Source organism: Mesorhizobium sp. M7A.F.Ca.CA.001.04.2.1, assembly GCF_003998485.1.
Lineage (GTDB): Bacteria > Pseudomonadota > Alphaproteobacteria > Rhizobiales > Rhizobiaceae > Mesorhizobium > Mesorhizobium ciceri.
Map to the genome: position 1 here is coordinate 46,095 of NZ_RZQT01000026.1, position 19,417 is coordinate 65,511.

A 19,417-nucleotide genomic window follows, 5' to 3' on the forward strand; every position below is an offset into this window, starting at 1 on the left:
CTAGAGCAATTCCAGGAAAAGTGTGAAACGGTTTTCCGTCCGGAATTGCGTAAAAACAAGGAGTTAGAGCGGGTCGCCGTTTCCGTGAAACGGTGAACTGCTCTAGGCGTCGTGAAAGGATGCCTTGCTGGAGTGCGACGAAGGTCGGGACGGCGCTATTTCGCCGGCCTCTCAACCCCCATTCCCATACACGTCATGTGACCTCGATCGCTTCTTGCGGAGGAGGAAAATCTAACGTTCCGGCTGACCCCGCTTATGAGAAATCAGAGCCATAAGCCGACGGTTGCGCCATGCCGAACGGGCCTCAAGCTCTGGCTTCGCCAGTACTTCCCGGCGCTCGGCCGTGGCGAATTCTATCAGATCAGGAGACCAAGGTTTCGGATCGCGGCGATCCTGCGCGATCGAGTGGTAAAGCGTTCCCAAACGTTGCGCGTAATCCTCTATGCCACCGGGCGCATTCAGATCGATCGTCTCGAACGGTCCCATGAACGACCAGCGCAGGCCGAGACCATGAGCAACTGTTCGATCGATGTCGGCCACACTTGCCAAGCCCGCATCCAACAGCGCCCAGGCCTCGTTCAGCAGCGCACCTTGGAGGCGGTTGAGAATAAAGCCTTCGATCTCACGGTTGACGACGATAGGCACCTGTCCGACTTGTTCCATCGCCTCGCGCAGCCATGGAACGATTTCCGGATCTGTCCATGGCGCGGGTACCAGTTCGACAAGCGGCACCAGATGCGGCGGATTGACCGGGTGGGCGATCAGAAAGCGCGATCGCCTTGGGGCCTGTTCAGTGAACATCGAAGCCGGTATGCCGGAGCTGGAACTGCCTACCACCGCATCGTCACGTATGGCTGCACCGATCTCGGCGCAAACGGCGGTTTTTACATCGGCGCGTTCGAAGACCGATTCCTGCACGTAGTCGGCCGCCGATACTGCATCGACCATGCTGTCGACCACTTCGATGCGCCGCGCGATTGCATCGACGTCATCGACCAAGCCGAATTCTAGCATGTCCAAAAGACTGGCGCGGATACGAGAGGGCGCGGCTTGCCGGATGTCTTCACTTGCGTCGAATAGGCGAACCGGGATGCCGGCACGCGCAAAGACCAGCGCCCAGCCGCTTCCGACGAGGCCGCCGCCAACAACGGCGACTTGCTTCAAGTTTGTTGACATCATCGTACCTTGGATGTCTCGCTGTCAGCCAGGCAGATTTCCGAAATGCGCAGTCCGTCCTTGGTGATCCGCGACGGAAAGCGGTCCTTGAGCCTTTCCTCGTGTACTGGAATGACACGTTGCGCTTCATAGCCGACCTGTTTCATCATCGCTTCGGTGGCCATCAACAGGTTCTGTTGGCTACCAAGAGCAAGACCGACCGGCACATACATCGGCGTATCGACATCGACGACGCCCCCTGGGCCTTCGACATTCTCGAAGACATAGACCAGGTCGCCGGCGAGCACCCAGGCATCGGAAGACCGCGCCTTGCCGTCATTGCGGACATTGACCCACATGGACGCAAAGGTGTGGCTGTCGTAGGCGACATGAAGGTCGATCCCCGGAAGAGCGTTCTCTACGGTGCCATCGACGCAAATGAGCCGTTTCTGGCGCGCAAGATCGACGCCACGGATGATGTCACCGGGATCGACAGCCACCATCATCCAGCGGAGCCTGTCAGGCAGCGACATCGCCCAGGTCCACTTCGCGATCTCGCGTTCCTGAATGTAGAATTTCGCCTTCGGAAAATCCTCGACATTGCCGAAATGGTCGAAATGGGCGTGGGTGATGAAGACCGTATCGACCTCCTCGGGTGTCAGGCCGACCCCGGCGAGAACCTCCTTTGGGGAGCGCCAGTTCTCGACGCCGAACTTGTCTCCAAGGTGCTTTCCATAGTCTTTGTCGTTGTAGCCGACATCCACCATGGCAACGTGTCCGTTGCCTTTGATCAGGGCGTAGCAGTACGGAAGTTTGACGTAGCCCTGGTTGTGCGCACCATAAAGAACGCCACTTTTGTGGTATTTGGTGACGTAGGAATATTCGAGAATCCAGATCGAATACTGTGACATTATTTCCTCCCTAGACTGATGATAAGCGGCCTTCGGCCCCGCAGTTGCAACAGGAATGCCTGAAATCGACCATGGTCATTCCGAAGCGATCCTCGGATGCCGATTGCAGATGCCTGTAAGCCGCCGACAGATTACCGAGCGGCTCGGCGAGGTCTGGGGTGTTCTTGGCAGCTTGCTGCTCGCGCAGAACAGCGAGGCAGGTGCCCACGAGCCTGTGTGCGCTGATCAACTGCTGCAGATGCACATCAAGGCGAGACGTTGTCCGCAACTTTGAAAGGCGTTCGCGGAGTTCGTCGAACAATTCCGCGGCACTGGCGATAGACGGAAGATCGAGCACTTCGCGGCGGCCGCTTGCCTGCAGCAGGATCATCAGGCCAGCGACCTGCCCGATTAAACGCTTAAGACCGTTGTAGACCTGGCGGGCCTCGAGACCATAGGCGACCACCTCATCCGCCACACCTTCAGGCAGAGACAAGGCCGCGACTTCGCGAGCGGGGCCAAAGCCAGCACAGTCCGGGCCATGAATTTGCGCCGCCCAGTCCAGCATCGACAGAGAAGACTTATTGCCTGCCATCGATGGCCCTCGTGGTGCTGCGTTCGACGAGTTTTCCCGGAATGCGCTGCAGGGCGGGCTGACTGGCATCGTTGCGCGACAGGGACAGCGTCAGGTCCACGGTGCGCTCCACCATCAGTTCCATTGGCTGACCAACAGTTGTGAGATCATGCGACGGCCAGGAGGCCATCGCGATGTCATCGAAACCAACGACGGACAGACGGTCCGGTATCGAAAGGCCGAAATCGCGTCTTGCCGCGTCCATCGCGCCGATCGCCAGGATATCGTTCGCACAGAAAAGCGCGGTCGGTGGTTCGTCGGACGAGAGAAACCCATGCGCGGCGGCATAGCCAGCCGCGTAGCTGAATTCCTGCCCTACGCTGCTGAGAGGAGCCTGCACGCCTCTTTCCAGGCAGCGGGCATGAAAACCCTTCCAGCGATCGACGTTGGTCGAGGCATTCGGCAAGCCGGCGACATAGGCCAGGCGCCTGTGTCCGAGATCGATCAGGTGGTCGGCGACCGTCCTGCCGCCGAGTTCATTGTCGCAAGTCACCGCATAGGAGCGCTGGCTGGCATCGTAGCGGTTGAAGAACACGACGGGTGTACCGACCTTGCGGCAGGCATCGGACGATGCCGAAGAAAGCGTCGTGGCCAGGATGATCACCACGTCGGGGTGATAGGAGAGCAGGACGCGAAGCGTCTCATCCTCGCTGCGCTTTGGGTCGGTCACCACCAGCATCACATTCAGGTCGAGGGCTTGCAGCTTTCCTGTCAGCCGCGTCAGCACTTCGGGATAGAATGGATTGGTGATGTCGGACACGACGATGCCGACGATGCGGCTGCTCTTGGTGATGAGGCCGCGTGCGAGCGGATTGGGCTGGTAGCCGAGTTCCGCCGCGCGCGCGAGGATTCTCGCGCGCGTCTTTGGCGCGATCACGGCGTCCTCGTAAAAGGCTCGCGAAACCGTGGATACCGACATGCCCAATTGTCTTGCCAAATCTTTCACCGTTATGCGGGGCGTGTGAGGCTGCTTCAGGACGACTTCGGTCATGGCTGCTAGGCTCCAGTTTTAGCGGCGAACCATGTTTCGACGTGCTTTGTTCAAGGTCGTCAAGCGGCGTTTCGGCCGCCGTAGCGCCGCACGCGGATATTGGCCTGCTCGGCGTGTCCGGCAAAACCTTCCAGCATGCACAACCTCGAGCAATATTCGCCGACCAGTCCACTGGCCTCGTCGGTGAGGACCCGCTGGTATGTGCAGGTCTTGAGAAATTTGCCGACCCACAGTCCGCCAGTGTAGCGCGCTGCTTTCTTGGTCGGCAGCGTGTGGTTCGTGCCGATGACCTTGTCGCCAAATGCCACATTGGTGCGAGGCCCAAGGAACAAGGCGCCGTAGTTGGTCATGTTGTTCAAGAAGTAATCAGGGTAGCTCGTCATGACCTGCACATGCTCGGAAGCGATGCGGTCCGCCTCGCGCACCATCTCCTCATCGGACTCACACACGATCACTTCGCCGTAGTCTGCCCAGGCCTTGCCGGCGAGTTCCGCTGTCGGCAACCGCAGAAGCTGCCGTTCGACTTCGGCCATGGTTGCCCGGGCGAGCTTCTCGGAGGTGGTAAGCAAGACGGCGGGCGAGGTGGGCCCATGCTCGGCCTGGCCGAGGAGATCGGTTGCGCAGATCTCGCCGTCGACGCTTTCGTCGGCGATGATCAGTGTTTCGGTCGGGCCGGCGAAGAGGTCGATACCGACGCGGCCGAAGAGCTGGCGCTTGGCTTCGGCGACAAAGGCATTGCCGGGACCGACCAGCATGTCGACCGGGGCGATAGTACCGGTGCCGAGCGCCATGGCGGCTACTGCCTGCACACCGCCAAGCACGTAGATTTCGTCGGCACCGCCCAGATGCATGGCGGCGACGATCGCCGGATGCGGGCCGCCGTGGAAAGGCGGTGCGCAGGCAATCACGCGCTTCACGCCGGCTACGCGCGCCGTGACTACGCTCATATGCGCCGAAGCAACCATCGGATATTTGCCGCCGGGCACATAACAGCCAACGGCATTGACTGGAATGTTGCGGTGGCCGAGTACGACGCCGGGCAAGGTCTCGACTTCGATATCCCTGATGGAATCGCGCTGATGCTGGGCAAAATTGCGCACTTGCGCCTGGGCGAAGCGGATGTCTTCGAGATCGCGTGGAGCAACCGCGGACAGGGCTTTTTCAATGTCCTGCTCGGAAAGGCGAAAGCTTTCTGGCGACCAGTTGTCGAATTTTTCAGAGAGCTCGCGCACGGCCGCGTCACCTCTCGCCTCGACGTCGGCGAGAATATTTTCAACGGTCAATCGCGTTCTGGCGTCGACCGCCGCCACTGTGCTCGCGTCCTGGCCGCGCTTGAGATAACTGGGCATGTTCGTCCTCGTTCTTGAAAAAGGTGGAGCGGGCGGCGTGACGCCGCCCGCCTTGGCCATTACGGATTGACGGTTGGCTGAACCTTGGTGAGCTTGTACTGGTCTGCCGGCGGCTCGCATTTCTGGCAGTTGATGCCGGGCTCGTCGGCGGCTTTCGGAACATCGGCCGGCAAAGGCTGGATGGTCGCGCCTGGGGTTGGCTTGCCTTCAAGCGCCGACTGGATGGAAAGCTCCGGCAGAAGCGTCGGGCTGAACACCTCCGTCACGAAGGAACTGGGCACGACGCCTTCCGGGAAGGCGTTGCAACCATCTTCGAACGTCTGGCCTTTGCACAGCTTGACCTGGTCGGCGGGCACCCATGGCAGAGGATATTCGATGTTGCCCGGCTTGAGATCGCGCTTTCCAGTCAGGGCTTCCATCATCAGCTTGAAAGCATAGCCAGCACTGGCCGGCGGCGAGCCGGCGGAAACGCCTTTCAGGCCACGCTTCTGGAAATCTGGATTGGCCAGCGCAAGGCGGAAGCCATTCGAGTTTTCGCCCGTCATCGGCACCAGTTTGCTTCCCTTGTCCATGAGGGCCTGGATCGCACCGTATTCACCGGCCTGAGCCCAGATGCCGTCGACGTCGGGATGCGCTGCGAGCGCCTTGGCTGTTTCCTGCTGGGTCGTACGGTCGTCCCAGAAGGAATAGTATTCGTCCACGACCTGTATGCCGGGGTACTTCTTGAAGACCGACATGGCTCCATCGGTGTGGCGCTTGTCGACCGAGTTGCCGGGAACGCCGCGGCTGAGGAAGATCTTGCCTTTGCCGCCGAGCGCATTGACCAGGGCCTGAGCGCTGTTCTCGCCAAAGCCAGCGGTAATGTAACTGACGTTGTAGGCGCAGGGCTCGGTGACCGTCGCGTCGTACATGAAGAACTTCACGCCCTTCTCGCAGCCTTTGTGGATGACGCGATTGAGGGCGGTGGAAGAAATCGGAAAGCTGATAATGCCGTCGGCTTTGGCGGCAATCATGCTCTCATACGCAGCGATCTGAGCCTGGGGATCCGTGCCCGAGATCACCTGGGTCAGTTCCACGGTCTTGTCGTAGGGTGGGGTGGCGGCAAGCGCCTTGACGATGTTGGCTGCCTCCGACTGCCAAGAGTTGCCGCTGTAGCTCATGCTCAGGTAGATTTTGAACTTCTTGTCCTGCGCTGACGCCGACGGGGCGGTGAGCGAAAGGCTGACCGCGGCAGTACAAAGAGCGGCTGCGCATAGACTTAGTTTTCTCTTCCAGTTTGGCATCGAAGGTCTCCCAGATCGTTGACCGCTTGTTGATGGGAACGTTCTCACTGAACGTCCCGGATCGCCGGGCGCGGGCGGTCTTTACCGCGCCAGTCGGCGTCTTAGGAACGCGAAGGTGTTTTCCCTCAGCAGGAGCAGGGCAATGAGGATGATCGAGCCCTCGATGACCGTGCGCCAGCCCTGTGGAATGCCAAGCGCCGAGATCACCGTACTCAACGCGGTGAGCAGGATGGCACCGCCTATCGTGGCGACGAAAGAGCCGCTGCCACCAAGAATGGACGAGCCGCCGATGACGACGGCCGCAATCGAGGGAAGCAGATAGTCGTCGCCCATGCGCAGCGTTGCGCCGTTTGCGTAGCCCGCCAGCATCATGCCGGCAAACCCGGATGCGGCTGCGCTCAGCATATAGGCGATCAGAACCGAACTGCGCACTGCAATGCCCGCGACATGAGCCGCGACCGGATTCGCGCCGATGGCTGTCAGGCGGCGACCGTAGGATGTTCGACCCTGCAGCACTGAGCCGAGGATGGCGAAAACCAGGATGAATAGGAGGATGACCGGGATGCCGATCCAACTCGCTTTCATCAGAGCGGTCAGGATTGGGGGAGCCGCGCCGCGCGGTGTGCCGCTCGTAAGCCCAAGTGCTGCGGAAGCGGTGATGATCCCCGTCGCCATGGTCATGATGAAGGGCGGGATACGCAGCAAGGTCACCCCAAGGCCGCTGATCCCGCCAATGCACGCGCAGATCAGCAAGATCGCCGGTATCAGCGGCAAGCTCATGCCGCTGGAGGCATCGATCCAACTGGTCGTCAGCACGCCGCCAAGCGTTATGAGCGCCGGGACTGAAAGGTCGAGACCTCCGATCATGATGACGATCCCCTGGCCGAAGGCCACGACGATCAGGAACGACGCCAGAAGGATTATGGTGTTGACGTGATCCCATGAACCGAGTGCCGGGCTGACGAAGCGTGAACCCAGCACCAGCAGGATACTGATACCGAACACGCAGACCGCCGTGATTGTCTCTGGCCGCAAGCGTGCGGTACGCCTATTGTCGGCGACACGTTCCGTGTGCCGTTGGGCCCGCGGGGCAGGGGCTACAGCCGCCCCGGGAGGGTGCGCTTCGGTCACGTTGCACCTCTTCGTTCAACAAAATGCGTCACGACATTTCCAAACACCACCGCCAGCACGAGCACCACGCCCTGGAAAATGCCGGTGTAGAAGGACGACACGCCGCCGGCGAACAGCACCTTCTGCAGCAACATGAGCGTGGCGGCGCCGATGATGCTGGCGATGACACTGCCGCGCCCACCGCTCAGCGACGTGCCGCCGAGCGCCACGGCAGCGAAGGTCAGCATCAGGAAAGAGGCGCCTGCGTTGGGATTTCCTGTCGCAGTTTGAGCGCTGAGCATGAAACCCGCGAGGCCGTAGAGCATGCCACCGATAACAAAGCTTAGAATTCGGACGCGTTTGACATTGATGCCTGACAGATGCGCAGCTGTTTCATCAGCCCCCACGACATAAAGGCCTGTGCCGAACGCCGTGCGTCGGCAAATCATCCAGAGAGCGACAACGCCCGCGACGAAGAGCCCCGAGATCGGGATCACGCCGAAAAGCACGTCGGTCAGATCATAGGAGATGAAATCCGCGACCGTACCTCCCGGCGCGTCGAGGATGACCAATGAAAGGCCCTGGCAGATGATCATCGTCGCCAGCGTGGCGGCGATCGACTGGAGACGCAGCACGGCGACCAGGAAACCGTTTACCAGGCCGACCACGCCTCCGATCGCCAGGCAGATGGCAAGGCTTTCGACTGCCCCCAACGGGCCGTCCAGCGGATAAGCCGCCATGATGACATTGGTTAGCGAGATGACGCCGGCGACGGAAAGGTCGAAGCCTCTGGACAGCACGATCAACGTCTGACCCGCCGCCGCGATCGCAAGGGGAACGGCATTGTTCGTCAGGTTGAGCACTGTGTCGGCGGTCAGCGCGGTAGGATCCCATATGGAATACAGGCCATACAGGATGATGTAGAGAACGATGATGATGCCGGTGCCGCTGGCCAGTAAGGCTTTTGCCCTTGCCGGCATTGACGGGGCGAGGCGGTGAGAGGTGGCTGCCGCCTTGGTTGCAAGAATGCTCATGCCGCGGCCTCGCGCTTTGATTTTGCGGGGTCTCGGGAATGACCGGTAAGGGCTGCGACCAGCGCACGCTCTTCGATGGCTTCGCCCGTGAACTGCTCGAAAATTCGTGCGCCGTAGAGCACCAGACAGCGGTCGGCCAGACGCGTCAGTTCTGTAAGTTCCGATGAATAGAGAAGCACCGATCCACCCCTGTCGGCAAAGGCCTGAATGGCCGCGTAGATAGCCTGCTTGGTGCCGACATCGACGCCTCGGGTCGGATCGTAGAGAAGCAATGTACGCGCGCCCGTAAACATCGCACGCGCAAGCAATGCCTTCTGCTGATTGCCTCCGGAGAGGTCGGCGATACGAAAATCGAGATAGCGAGGATTGAGTTCGACCCCTTCGGATGCCCGTGCGGCACTGTGCCGTTCCAGCGCGGGCCAGACAAAACCGGTCCGGCTGATGTTCTGGATGACGGGCAGCACGATGTTTGCTGCCGTCGACAGTGTCGAGAATATCCCTTCCACCTTGCGTTCTTCGGGAAGGAAGCTCAGTCCGGCCGCGATGGCATGACGTGGGCTTTTAGGTTGTACGGGCTTTCCCCCGACCAGGATTTGTCCCGACGTCGCTTTATCCAGGCCGACAAGGGTGCGGAAAAGTTCGCGCTGGCCTTGGCCTTCCAAAGCGGCGATGCCGACGATCTCGCCCTCTTTCACGTCGAGTGTGACGCCCTTGAGCTTTGCGCCGGTGACATTGTTCAGTTCGAGCGCGGAACGCGTCTCGCGAGCGAACGAGTGGGTGCGGCGCCCGTGCGCCATCTCCGTGCGGCCGACCATCAGCTCGAAAATATCGGCATCGCTGGCGTCCGATAGTCCGACGCTTGCCACGGAACGGCCGTTTCGCAGCACCGTTGCCTGCTTGCACAAGGTGCGCACCTCGGCCAGGCGGTGTGAAATATAGAGGACGGCGGTCCCGGCCGCAGTCGTGCTGCGAACCAGATCGAACAGCCATTCGACATCGGTCAATGCTGCCGTAGGCTCGTCAAGGATAAGAACCTTTTCGGCATAGTGCATGGCTCGGGCGATCTCGAGCCGCTGCCTGTGGGCGAGCGACAGGCTGGCGATGCCGGCGATCGGCGAGACGTCATCCAAACGATAGCGATGCAGGATTTCAGCTGCGGCTCGCGCTGTCTGGTAGGGAGAGACCAGGCCGAACGCCCCGCGCTTCATGGCGGGCAGCAGCAGCGCTTCGGCAACGGTCAAGTTGGGCGCGAGGCTCAATTCCTGGAAAGCCGTGGCGACGCCTGCTTGTCGCGCATGCAGGATCGAATGCGGCGCATAGACCGCACCGTCGAGACGCATCTGACCGCTGTTTGGCGCAATCACACCGCTGAGGATCTTGACCAGCGTGGATTTGCCGGCGCCGTTTTCGCCGAGCACCGCATGGACTTCGCCCGCCGCCAGATCCAGCGACACATTTTCCAATGCTGTGGTCGCGCCGTAGGATTTGGTAACGGCAACGGCCTGCAATCGTGGCGGCGACACACTCAACAGATTTCCTCCAAAACGCCCTCTTCCATCCCAAAACACGCAGTGAGAACGTTCTCTTTTTACTATTTCATCGAAATGCGCTGTGATCAACAGATCATCGACCCTTTAATTGCGGAACCGCATATCTTCCGATTTCATCCCGGGCTGCTGCCTTCAACGGCGGTTCAATGAGACCGCAATGATGATGATGGCTCCCTTGATGACCTCCTGGATGCTGGTCGATAGACCGAGCACGAGAAGACCAAATCCGAGAATGCCTATGAAGATTGCGCCGACGACGGAACCGACGATTGATCCATAACCGCCAAAGAGACTTGTCCCGCCTATGATCACGGCCGCGATCACGTCCAGTTCAAGACCCGCTCCCAGGCTGGGATTGCCAGCCGTGGAGCGGGCCGCGAGCATCAGGCCCGCAAGGGACGCGGTCATGCCGGATATCGCAAAGGCGAAGATTTTGACGCCGTCCGTTCGCACACCGGAAAAGCGCGCGGCAACAGCATTTCCACCGGTCGCATAAACACGCCTGCCGTAGGGCATTTGATGCAGCAGGTAGTAGCCGACGGCCGTAAGGACGATCGTCCACCAGATCGGTGCCTGCATGCCCAGAAAACTGCCGTTCCAGAACAGGTTCGAAAAATCATCATCGACGATCGACACGGGCCGGGTGCCGGTGATGGTCAGTGCCAGTCCGGAAAAGATGGACAACATCCCAAGCGTTACGAGAAACGATGGAATGCGCAGTTTTGTAACAAGCACGCCCGACACCGCGCCGATCGAGGCCCCGGCGCCCAACACCAGAAGGGCGGCGACATAGGCCGGGACACTTTGATCGAGCAGCAACGCTCCGATCATACCTGAAAAGCTGGCAACCGAACCGACCGACAGGTCGATTTCACCGCAGATGATGACGAACGTCATGCCGATCGCCATCACGGAAACGATGGCTGTGATACGCAGAACGGCGCTTGCGGTTGAGACTGACGCGAAGTGGGGGGCGAACAAGACGAAATAGAGGGTGATCGCCAGGAAGATCACATAGGTGATGTGATCGCGGAAAAAATTCATCGCACTAGCGCGCATCGGCATCGAGGACGATTTCATGCTGCAACTCCCTGAGCGTGTACGCTGGTTTGTCTGGCGGCCTCGGCCTGCAGCAACGCGCGAAGCCCGGTCTCGTCGTGCGCGCTGCCCATGCTGCGCGTTATCCGCCCCTGCGCCATCACCAGAATGCGATCGGACAAATCCAGGAGTTCTTCGAGTTCCGAAGAAATGAGCAGCACGGCGACGCCATCGCCCGCCGTGCGGCGCACAAGCTCGCGCATATCGCGCTTGGCATTGACGTCCACGCCGGAAGTTGGCTCATCGAGGATCAACAGCTTCGGCTTCATTGCCAGCCATTTTGCGAAGACGATCTTTTGCTGATTGCCGCCTGAAAGCTCCTGGGCTTTCTGTAAGGGGCCGCGGCACAGGATGTTGAGGTCGTCGCGGTATTGTCTGAACAGAGCCGCTATCCGCGCCTTCGCCATCGGCCCAAGGGGACCCGCGAGCGAGAAATCGGAAAGCCGGGGAAGCGCAAGATTCTCCTCGATTGAGCGCCCGCCAACAAGCCCTTCGAGCCGACGGTCTTCGGGAACAAGCGCGACACCAGCAGCGATCGCTCTGCTTACGCTGCCCGGCCGAACGGGTTCGCCTGCGACACTGATGTGGCCGGATACGTCTGGAAGGATGCCGAACAAAGCCTTGCCCAAGGTCGAGCGGCCGCTGCCGACAAGCCCGGCAAGGCCGACGATCTCGCCTGGATCGATCGAGAACGATATGTCGGACAGCTTGCGCGACGTGGCTAGATCGCGGACCTCAAGAGCCGGCGCCCCGATCGACGTTGCCGGGTGGCGTTTCGCGGACACTGTGGCGGTCGGCAAAGGCGCGTCGCCCCTCGGCCGCGACATCATCGCAGCGATATCCTCGATGGATGTCTTGCTCGGATCAAGTGGGCCAACCAGTCGGCCATCTTTGATGATCGAGATGCGATCCGAAAGCCGCAGCACATCGGCCATGCGGTGGCTGATGTAAACGATACCGATTCCGCCCTGCTTGAGCTGACCGATGGTCCGAAAAAGCGTTTCTTCCTCGTGGATGGTCAGTGATGAAGTCGGCTCGTCCATGACGAGCAGCTTGGCGCCCCGCGAGATCGCCTTGAGGATCTCGACCATCTGGCGTTGGGCGAAGGCCAGATCGCCCACACGCGCGGAAGCATCAAGCGAGAAGGCGTACCGCTCGATCAGAGCCTGGGCATCGCGAACCATTGTTCTGGTGTCGACGCGCATGCCGAAGGCGAGTGGCTCGCGAAGGATGAACAGATTTTCGGCAACCGAGCGGTTCGGCAAGACGCTCAGTTCCTGGAAGATCATTGCAATACCGCGGTCGATCCTGTCGCGAAGCGACAAGGCCGTGACGTCCTCTCCGGCGAACAGAATGCGGCCTTCATCCGTTCGATAGGCTCCCATGAGAATCTTCATGAGCGTCGATTTGCCCGCACCGTTCTCGCCGAGCAGCGCGTGCGTTTCACCGGCCATGACCTCGAACGAAATATCAGACAGCACGCGGTTTGCGCCAAACGACTTGCTGATGCGTTGCATCGCTACGATCGCGTTGTGGGACGGTGACGTTTTCGCTTCGGCCATGACGATTTTCTCGATCGCTAGGGGAGCGTCGGCGGCCTGTTGGAGCCCGCCGACGAAAAAGTGGGCTAGAAGCACTCGCCGTTGCAGATTTTTACCACCGAGGCCGGAGCATCTTCCTTGGTGACCTGCTTGAGGGCACTGAGAAGGTCGAGCTTCTTGACACGCAACGTCGGCACCGAAATGTATGGCGGGACGTCATGTCCAAGCAATGCAAGCGCGGCCGCCTTGGCCTCGGCGACGCCCTGGTCGTAGGGACGCTGCGCGCCTACGGCCAGAAATTCGCCGCGTGCAACGTTCAGCGCGCTGTCAGCGGCAATGTCATTCGTGGTGACGACGATATCGCGGCCGAGTGTCTTCGCCGCGGCCATGACTTGCTGGGCGGGCGTGTCCCAGGCAACGAAGATGCCCTTCATGTCGGGATGCGCCGTCAACATTGCGGTGGCAACCTCGTAAGCCTTCTCGGGGGCTGTGAAGGTGCCGACATCCGCGACCTTGATGTCGGGATGTTCGCCGAACGCCTTCAAGGCACCGACCTTTCGGGCTGCGACGGAGTAGTAATAGTCATAAACCAGCGTGATGATGCCGACCTCGCCCTTGCCGCCAATCGCCCCGACAAGTTCCTGCGCGGCGAAGTAGGCGTTCTTTTCATTGTCGGAGGCGACAACGGTCACATAATCCTTGCCGGGCGCCATATCGACCGGGACGTTGTCCATGAAAACCAGCTTGATGCCGGCGGCCGTCGCCTTCTTGTAGGCTTCGGACTCAGACTTCGGATCGATCGGGATCGAGAAGATCACGTCGGGCTTACGGGCGATCATCTGCTCCAGATCGCTGATTTGCTGACCGGGCTGGAACTTGGCGTCGGTGGTTCCAACAATTTCGATACCAAGATCCTTGAGTGTGTTGCTGATTCCGGCAACCTGCAACTGAGGCCAGCCCGCATCCATTGTGTGCATCACCAGTCCAGCGGTAAACTTGCCCGCCTTGAGCTTGGCAAGATCCTCATCGGAGAATTTCAGCACGTCCGGCGACACCGCCGGCGGACCATCCGGGAAGCCTGGGACGGGTTGGCCCCTCGGCGACAGGGGCAGCGGCTCGAGCAGAGCTTTTGCTTCCGGTGGGATGGTGTCATCGGCGAGAGCCGACGATGCGGCCAGTCCCGATAGCGCCAAGGCCAAGGCGGCCGCCATAAATCCACGATAGTACATTTCATTCCTCCCGATCATATGAAACGGCCGTAGCGGCCGGGTGGCGACCTGGCTGGTCGTACTGGTTGGGCGCTGTTCAGCGCCCGTAAGGCATCAATGCCGCCGTGGCGGCACCCGAATAGTTCACGTAGACCGTCTTCTTGCGCATGTAGCTCTCGAGCCCATGCACGCCGTCGTCGCCGCCCAGTCCGCTTTCGCGGAAGCCGACATGGAAACCCTGCAGCATTTCCGGTCCGATCCGGTTCACGTAGATCTCGCCGAACGAAACCTCGTTGACGGCGTTCATGACGCGGCCCAGATCATTGGTGAAAAGATAGGCCGACAGGCCATAGTTGCTGGCATTGGTGATGCTGACAGCCTCCTCGAAAGTGTCGAAGGGCATGATCGGCACGACCGGGCCGAAGATTTCGCGCGTCATGATCGGCATGTCAGGCGTCACATCTGTCAGTACGGTCGGATTGAGCCAGTAGCCGCCATCGATGGGCGCCTTGGTCGGGCGCCCACCGGCGAGAGCAAGCCTCGCGCCGCCCGCCACGGCTTCCGCAAGCACCGCCTCGACCTTTTCCAACTCTTCACGGCTGACTTTCGGGCCGATATCGGTATTTGCCTGCATCGGATCACCGACGACGAGCGACTTGGAGAATTCCACAAAGCGTGTGACGAACTGATCGTAAATCGAACGGTGAACGAGCGTGCGTTCGTTGCATATGCAGACCTGTCCGCAGTTCATGTAGCGCGACGTGGCTGCCGAACGAACCGCCAGCTCGAGATCGGCATCAGCCAGGACGATGAATGGCGCCTTGCCGCCAAGCTCCAGCGAAACAGGCGTCAGATTACGCGAAGCATTCGCCATGATGCGCTTACCGGTCGGGACGCTTCCTGTCATGGTGATGAGGTCGACGCCGGGTTCGCTGCAGAGCACTTCGCCTATGGTTTCACCCCGTCCCGTTATGATGTTCACGACGCCGGCCGGCACGCCCGCTTCGACAAAGATGCGAGCCATTTCGAGCGCCGAAAGCGGCGTGTCTTCATGCGGTTTGAGGACGATGGTGTCGCCGGCGATCATGGCGGGCGCCACCTTTCGGCTGACCAGGGCGCTCGGGTAATTCCACGGAATGATGGCGGCGACAACGCCTACCGGCACACGCTGTATCCAGACCTGCTCTCCCGCGTAGTCGGACGGCAGGATCTCACCTTGAATGCGACGGGCAAATTCGGCGTAGTAGTCGAAGAACTCGGCTGCGCCGCCGACTTCACCTATTGCTTCGTTGATCGGTTTGCCTTGTTCCCTGACCACCACCTCGGCCAGATGCCGGGCGTTCTGCCGGATCAAGACCGCGATCCGCTTCATGATCGCCGCACGGGCAAGAGGCGATTTGAGCCCCCAAGCCTTCTGCGCCTTGCGGGCGGCGTCTATCGCCTGGCGAGCCTGATCCGGGCTTGCCTCGGGCACGTCGACAAAGGCCTTGCCGTTGGCCGGGTTGATAACCGAGCGCGTGCCAGCTTCGCCGACGACGAACTTCCCGTCGATCAACATGAGATACGATGTCTTTTCTTCTGCTGACATGGTTCAATCCGGTTCTGCGTGCGTTGCAGGCGTGCCGACGCCTAAGGGTTGGATTTCGCCGCGGCCATCTGGACCGCGAACTCGATCGCTTCGACCAAGCTGTCCTCGTTGGCGATGCCCTTGCCGGCGATGTCGAAGGCCGTACCGTGGTCGACGGAGGTGCGGATGATCGGAAGGCCGAGCGTGACATTGACACCGGAGAGCGCTTTCCACTCACCGGTCTCGGGATCGACATTGAAGCCGAGCAGTTTCACCGGGATATGGCCCTGATCGTGATACATCGCGACCACCGCGTCATACTGGCGGGCGCGCAACTTGACGAAAACCGTATCGCCGGGAACAGGCCCAAACACGGCAAAATCGGCGGAGTTGTAGGAGGCGACGACTGGGGTCGTGATGTCGATATCCTCCCGGCCGAAAATGCCGCCTTCGCCGGCGTGCGGGTTAAGCGCGGCAATCGCAATTCGGGGATGGGAAATGCCAAGGCCGTGCAACGCCTCGACCGTCAATTGGATAACCCGCCGCAACCGAGGTTCGGTCAGTTTCGATGGAACCTGGGCCAGCGCGACGTGGGTCGAGACGTGGCTGACGCGAAAATCGCCATGGGCAAGCATCATCACGGAATCGCGCGCGCCTGTCAGCTCAGCCAGCATGTCGGTGTGGCCGGCATAGTGATAGCCGGCCAGGTTGAGCGCTTCCTTGTTGAGAGGAGCCGTAACGATACCGGCAATTGAACCGGCCTGGGCCAGGCGAACAGCTTTTTCGATCGCCAGATAGGCGAGGCGCCCGCCTTCAGCCGACATGATGCCTGTCTCAATGGGTGTTTGTTCGGGGCCGGCTTCGAGAATGGCTACAGCGGGAAACGTCCCAGCGGCCGAAGCTGACGGTTGTTCCTCCTCAATGCGCCCAGAAATCGACTCCATTGTCCGCATCGCGGTGACGCTGCCGATGATGAGAAGGGACAGCGACCCGTCGGCAAGGCGCGGTTTCAGCCGTGCGCATGCCTTGGCGATGATCTCGGGGCCGATGCCCGCAGGATCACCCATTGTGATGCCGAGTCTTGGACCAGACATAAACGCCTCTAATCGGTCAATTGTGGTCATCTTCTAATCCCTCTAACCATGGATGCGCAATAGTTTTCTTTTTCGGTCATTCGTAATCAGCTGCGCGACGAAATCCGCCGGCCTGAATCCCTCTCTGGGAGGGCAGGGCCGTTGTAGCAGGCGGCTGAAGCATCGTTTGACGTCATTTGACCGGCGGGAATGGACCCGCCCTGTGCTTTTGCCGGCGACCGTCTTGATCAGCGACGCGCGAGAGTCGCGAGCCTGCAGAAGAGGGCGCTGTCGCCGAACGCGCCAGATTTGGAAGTTGTGGCTAGCCCTTGGAAAACGCCGCCTTTGATTCTGGAGATCGGAAGCCCCGGTTCAATCTCGCTCTCGACCGTGAGTTCGACGACGCCGAGGCTGGAGCACACCGATCGCAATGTTTCGCCGCCAGTGACGAGCAGCGTTCCGGGCTTTGGCAAACCGTCGAGAAGCGACGCAAACACCTTGCCGATATGACCTGAAACCGCGTGGCGATCGCCCGATGCAACGACGGTGACAACCGACGGCGCACCTCGCATGATTCGTTTTGCCAGATCCCTTTTCGCTTTGTCGATGTCGCGTTCCACAACGATATGCCCATCAGCATGCTTGGCGGCAAACGAGGCCACCTGTCCCGCCGTGACTTCGTGATTTGTGCCGACAAGGCCCAGGAACGGGGCGGACAATGCCGGAGCAGGCTTGCGTGGTATGCTCAGGTGTCGCGCCAGCGCTGCAGCCAGGCCGCCCGTACCAACCCAGAGTGTGCTGGGCGCGCCCGCCGTTGCAACGATCTCGTCCAGGTCCTTGTCCGTTTCGGCGTCGTAGAGGGTGATGAAATGAAGTGGTCGCGCCCCCGGTACCGCCCGGCCGGACGAAAAGCGCTGGCCTAGTCCGGAGACGATGTCGGGACCTACCATTTCGGGCCGATCGAGTCGCCATTGACGCCCAAGGCGTGTAACGCGGCCCTGAAATGGGAACGCTGGTGCCAGAACAACCCGCTGGTACGCACCCTCGACGATGCAGGCTTCTATTTCGGCAATGACGTGACCGCGCAAAAGGCTGTCGATCTTCTTGAAGCTCAGTTGTCCGGCGGCCAACCATGGCGCGAACTTCAAGTGTCTGGCGACGGCCGTTGTCTCGGCGCCCTCACGTGTGGCGATATCGACAGCCAAACGGCCCGAGAACGCGCGATCCAGTTGCCAACTCACCGCAACACCTTGGCCCGGCGAGGCGAAGCAAACCGCGCTATCCAGGGCGCCGGTCAGGTCGTCGGCGACGATCCGGATATCCACGGCCTCAAGAGCGCTCAACGGAAGAACCCGAACGGCTGACGCGAACGACTCGGACGTTTACATCGAGCGTCCGAAGATTGGTGAGGTTGGCCTGATCGATGCCCTCGTCGGTAATGATCTGGTGGATATCGGCCAGCCGGCAGATGGTGCAGAAATTCGGAGTGGTGAATTTGGAATTGTCGGCAAGCACGACGACGCGGCGCGCCGCGGCGATCATCGCCTGCTTCATCGCCGCGACCTCAAGCGAGGTCTCCGTGAGCATGTCTCCGGTGATGGCATGAGTGCCAAGAATTGCCACATCGGCGTGGATGGTGCGCAGGAAATTCTCGCCAGGCTGGCCAACCAGAGTTAGAGAACCCGGCTTGCAGGTGCCTCCAAGCATGACGAGGCGTATCCCCGGCACGGTTGCGAGGATCTGGGCGATCGCCAGGCTGTTGGTGACGGCCGTAAGCGCGATGGGGGCAGCCGCGATGGCGCGGGCGACTTCCAGAACAGTCGTGCTTGCGTCGAAAATGACACTCTGCCCGGGGCGAAGTTCCGACATCATGGCCGCACCTATGGCCTCCTTCTCAGCCCTGGCGAAGTGTGCGGCAGTGGCGAGATCCGGCTCGAAGGTGGCGAGTTCCGTGCGGTGAAGCATTGCTCCGCCATGCGTTCGCTCCAATGCTCCTTGCCGTTCCAGTGTTTCGAGGTCGCGCCGGATGGTTGAAGGTGACGCCCCGATGAGATCGATGAGTTCCTGAATGCCGACGGTTCCTTCCCGTTTAAGGCATTCGAGAATGAAAGCATGACGCTTGGCCGGAATAAGATCGACCCGTCCACGCCCGCCATCGTCTTCCCATGACCCGCCGGAAGCTGAGGATCCCATTTCTTCCACCGTTGATTTTCGAACATTCCTAGCCACGTTCGTATCTCCGCACAGTGCAGCAACGCGCTCACCGGAATCACAGCGAGCCCAGCATCGCGAATATCACGAATTTATCCGGCGAGCCCACTGGTTTGTCATGGCAATGAACGAATTGCCATCGATTTTGGTCTTATTGGAATTATTTTGACTGATTTTGCCCGCGCGTGGTAAGCGATAGGTCGTCAAACTGCGTCAGCTGACTCTCGTAATCGCGCAGTTCTTGTCAAAAAAATAGGAATCAAGTCAGCGATTTGGAGCGTTTGGGCTCTGTTGCGAACGGGTTGGAGGAACCATGCTTTCTTGTCGAAGCTGAAATCGGCCTTTATCGGCGCCGCTGCCGCGGCTTTCTTGTCAACGGCGGCTGTCGCCGCCGATCAACCTACGTCGGCGTTGTCGTGCCGACCATGGATGCGCAATTCTGGAACAGCTATGTCGCTTTCATGAAGAAGGGAGCGGACGAGCTTGGGGTAAAGCTCGTCGTGCTCAATGCCGACACCAGCGGCTATTCGCATATCCGGCGAACTGGTCATTCGCGGCTCTACCAACACCGCCTGAACTATCAACGCCAGAGTCTCATTTAGCAAATGCGTGCGCATACGTATTCCCAATTTCAAACAAATGGAGAGAGATTTATGGAGGAAAATCAAGTCGCGCCAAATTTCAGGCTGGACGGAAAACGAGCGCTCATTACGGGAGCTGGGC

Annotated in this window: 17 protein-coding genes; all 17 read right to left on the minus strand. The window is 60.2% G+C overall.

Annotated features, from left to right (window positions below; genetic code table 11):
• Positions 1-231 precede the first annotated feature (231 nt).
• On the minus strand, positions 232-1,164 hold the full coding sequence (locus EN955_RS11090; protein WP_245265400.1) for a 3-hydroxyacyl-CoA dehydrogenase: 933 nt from the start codon (positions 1,162-1,164) through the stop codon (positions 232-234).
• 11 nt (positions 1,165-1,175) lie between these two features.
• Positions 1,176-2,066, minus strand: a complete 891-nt coding sequence (locus EN955_RS11095; protein WP_024505170.1) for an N-acyl homoserine lactonase family protein — start codon at positions 2,064-2,066, stop codon at positions 1,176-1,178.
• A gap of 10 nt (positions 2,067-2,076) precedes the next feature.
• Complete coding sequence (locus EN955_RS11100) at positions 2,077-2,640, minus strand: hypothetical protein (protein WP_024505171.1); 564 nt, start codon at positions 2,638-2,640, stop codon at positions 2,077-2,079.
• Positions 2,627-3,670, minus strand: coding sequence for a LacI family DNA-binding transcriptional regulator (locus tag EN955_RS11105; RefSeq protein WP_024505172.1), 1,044 nt, complete (start codon positions 3,668-3,670; stop codon positions 2,627-2,629). Before EN955_RS11105 ends, EN955_RS11100 begins: the two co-directional genes overlap by 14 nt.
• Before the next feature lie 59 nt (positions 3,671-3,729).
• Positions 3,730-5,019: a histidinol dehydrogenase gene (hisD, locus tag EN955_RS11110; protein WP_024505173.1), complete on the minus strand. Its 1,290-nt coding sequence runs from the start codon at positions 5,017-5,019 to the stop codon at positions 3,730-3,732.
• A 59-nt stretch (positions 5,020-5,078) separates the two neighbouring features.
• On the minus strand, positions 5,079-6,179 hold the full coding sequence (locus EN955_RS11115) for a sugar ABC transporter substrate-binding protein (protein ID WP_245265401.1): 1,101 nt from the start codon (positions 6,177-6,179) through the stop codon (positions 5,079-5,081).
• Positions 6,180-6,383: 204 nt separating this feature from the next.
• Positions 6,384-7,307: an ABC transporter permease gene (locus EN955_RS11120; RefSeq protein ID WP_050580526.1), complete on the minus strand. Its 924-nt coding sequence runs from the start codon at positions 7,305-7,307 to the stop codon at positions 6,384-6,386.
• Between the two features lie 122 nt (positions 7,308-7,429).
• On the minus strand, positions 7,430-8,446 hold the full coding sequence (locus EN955_RS11125) for an ABC transporter permease (RefSeq protein WP_024505176.1): 1,017 nt from the start codon (positions 8,444-8,446) through the stop codon (positions 7,430-7,432).
• Positions 8,443-9,969: a sugar ABC transporter ATP-binding protein gene (locus EN955_RS11130; protein WP_027035676.1), complete on the minus strand. Its 1,527-nt coding sequence runs from the start codon at positions 9,967-9,969 to the stop codon at positions 8,443-8,445. The genes EN955_RS11125 and EN955_RS11130 overlap by 4 nt, the downstream gene beginning before the upstream one ends.
• Positions 9,970-10,128: 159 nt before the next feature.
• Positions 10,129-11,076 (minus strand): ABC transporter permease, encoded by a 948-nt coding sequence (locus EN955_RS11135; protein ID WP_027035675.1) that lies wholly within the window; start codon positions 11,074-11,076, stop codon positions 10,129-10,131.
• Positions 11,073-12,656 (minus strand): sugar ABC transporter ATP-binding protein, encoded by a 1,584-nt coding sequence (locus tag EN955_RS11140; protein WP_024505179.1) that lies wholly within the window; start codon positions 12,654-12,656, stop codon positions 11,073-11,075. The genes EN955_RS11135 and EN955_RS11140 overlap by 4 nt, the downstream gene beginning before the upstream one ends.
• 65 nt (positions 12,657-12,721) lie before the next feature.
• The gene (locus EN955_RS11145) at positions 12,722-13,864 is read right to left on the minus strand and encodes a substrate-binding domain-containing protein (RefSeq protein ID WP_164756404.1); all 1,143 of its coding nucleotides are present in this window, start codon (positions 13,862-13,864) and stop codon (positions 12,722-12,724) included.
• Between the two features lie 76 nt (positions 13,865-13,940).
• Entirely contained in the window at positions 13,941-15,431 is a 1,491-nt protein-coding gene (aldA, locus tag EN955_RS11150) for an aldehyde dehydrogenase (protein ID WP_024505181.1), read from the minus strand.
• A gap of 41 nt (positions 15,432-15,472) precedes the next feature.
• Positions 15,473-16,504: a 4-hydroxythreonine-4-phosphate dehydrogenase PdxA gene (pdxA, locus tag EN955_RS11155; protein ID WP_196815418.1), complete on the minus strand. Its 1,032-nt coding sequence runs from the start codon at positions 16,502-16,504 to the stop codon at positions 15,473-15,475.
• 227 nt (positions 16,505-16,731) lie between these two features.
• Positions 16,732-17,826, minus strand: a complete 1,095-nt coding sequence (locus EN955_RS11160; protein ID WP_032899622.1) for a four-carbon acid sugar kinase family protein — start codon at positions 17,824-17,826, stop codon at positions 16,732-16,734.
• Positions 17,813-18,676: a DeoR/GlpR family DNA-binding transcription regulator gene (locus tag EN955_RS11165; RefSeq protein ID WP_024505184.1), complete on the minus strand. Its 864-nt coding sequence runs from the start codon at positions 18,674-18,676 to the stop codon at positions 17,813-17,815. The genes EN955_RS11160 and EN955_RS11165 overlap by 14 nt, the downstream gene beginning before the upstream one ends.
• A 413-nt stretch (positions 18,677-19,089) precedes the next feature.
• On the minus strand, positions 19,090-19,417 hold a 328-nt coding region (locus EN955_RS35075; protein WP_206521726.1), incomplete at its 5' end, for a hypothetical protein.

What these genes read in the sequence shown, in the direction of transcription:
- EN955_RS11095 (WP_024505170.1), bottom strand. Translation starts at nt 2,066, where the DNA reads ATGTCACAGTATTCGATCTGGATTCTCGAATATTCCTACGTCACCAAA.
- EN955_RS11100 (WP_024505171.1), bottom strand. Translation starts at nt 2,640, where the DNA reads ATGGCAGGCAATAAGTCTTCTCTGTCGATGCTGGACTGGGCGGCGCAA.
- EN955_RS11105 (WP_024505172.1), bottom strand. Translation starts at nt 3,670, where the DNA reads ATGACCGAAGTCGTCCTGAAGCAGCCTCACACGCCCCGCATAACGGTG.
- hisD (WP_024505173.1), bottom strand. Translation starts at nt 5,019, where the DNA reads ATGCCCAGTTATCTCAAGCGCGGCCAGGACGCGAGCACAGTGGCGGCG.
- EN955_RS11115 (WP_245265401.1), bottom strand. Translation starts at nt 6,179, where the DNA reads ATGAGCTACAGCGGCAACTCTTGGCAGTCGGAGGCAGCCAACATCGTC.
- EN955_RS11125 (WP_024505176.1), bottom strand. Translation starts at nt 8,446, where the DNA reads ATGAGCATTCTTGCAACCAAGGCGGCAGCCACCTCTCACCGCCTCGCC.
- EN955_RS11135 (WP_027035675.1), bottom strand. Translation starts at nt 11,076, where the DNA reads ATGAAATCGTCCTCGATGCCGATGCGCGCTAGTGCGATGAATTTTTTC.
- EN955_RS11140 (WP_024505179.1), bottom strand. Translation starts at nt 12,656, where the DNA reads ATGGCCGAAGCGAAAACGTCACCGTCCCACAACGCGATCGTAGCGATG.
- EN955_RS11145 (WP_164756404.1), bottom strand. Translation starts at nt 13,864, where the DNA reads ATGTACTATCGTGGATTTATGGCGGCCGCCTTGGCCTTGGCGCTATCG.
- aldA (WP_024505181.1), bottom strand. Translation starts at nt 15,431, where the DNA reads ATGTCAGCAGAAGAAAAGACATCGTATCTCATGTTGATCGACGGGAAG.
- pdxA (WP_196815418.1), bottom strand. Translation starts at nt 16,504, where the DNA reads ATGTCTGGTCCAAGACTCGGCATCACAATGGGTGATCCTGCGGGCATC.
- EN955_RS11165 (WP_024505184.1), bottom strand. Translation starts at nt 18,676, where the DNA reads ATGGGATCCTCAGCTTCCGGCGGGTCATGGGAAGACGATGGCGGGCGT.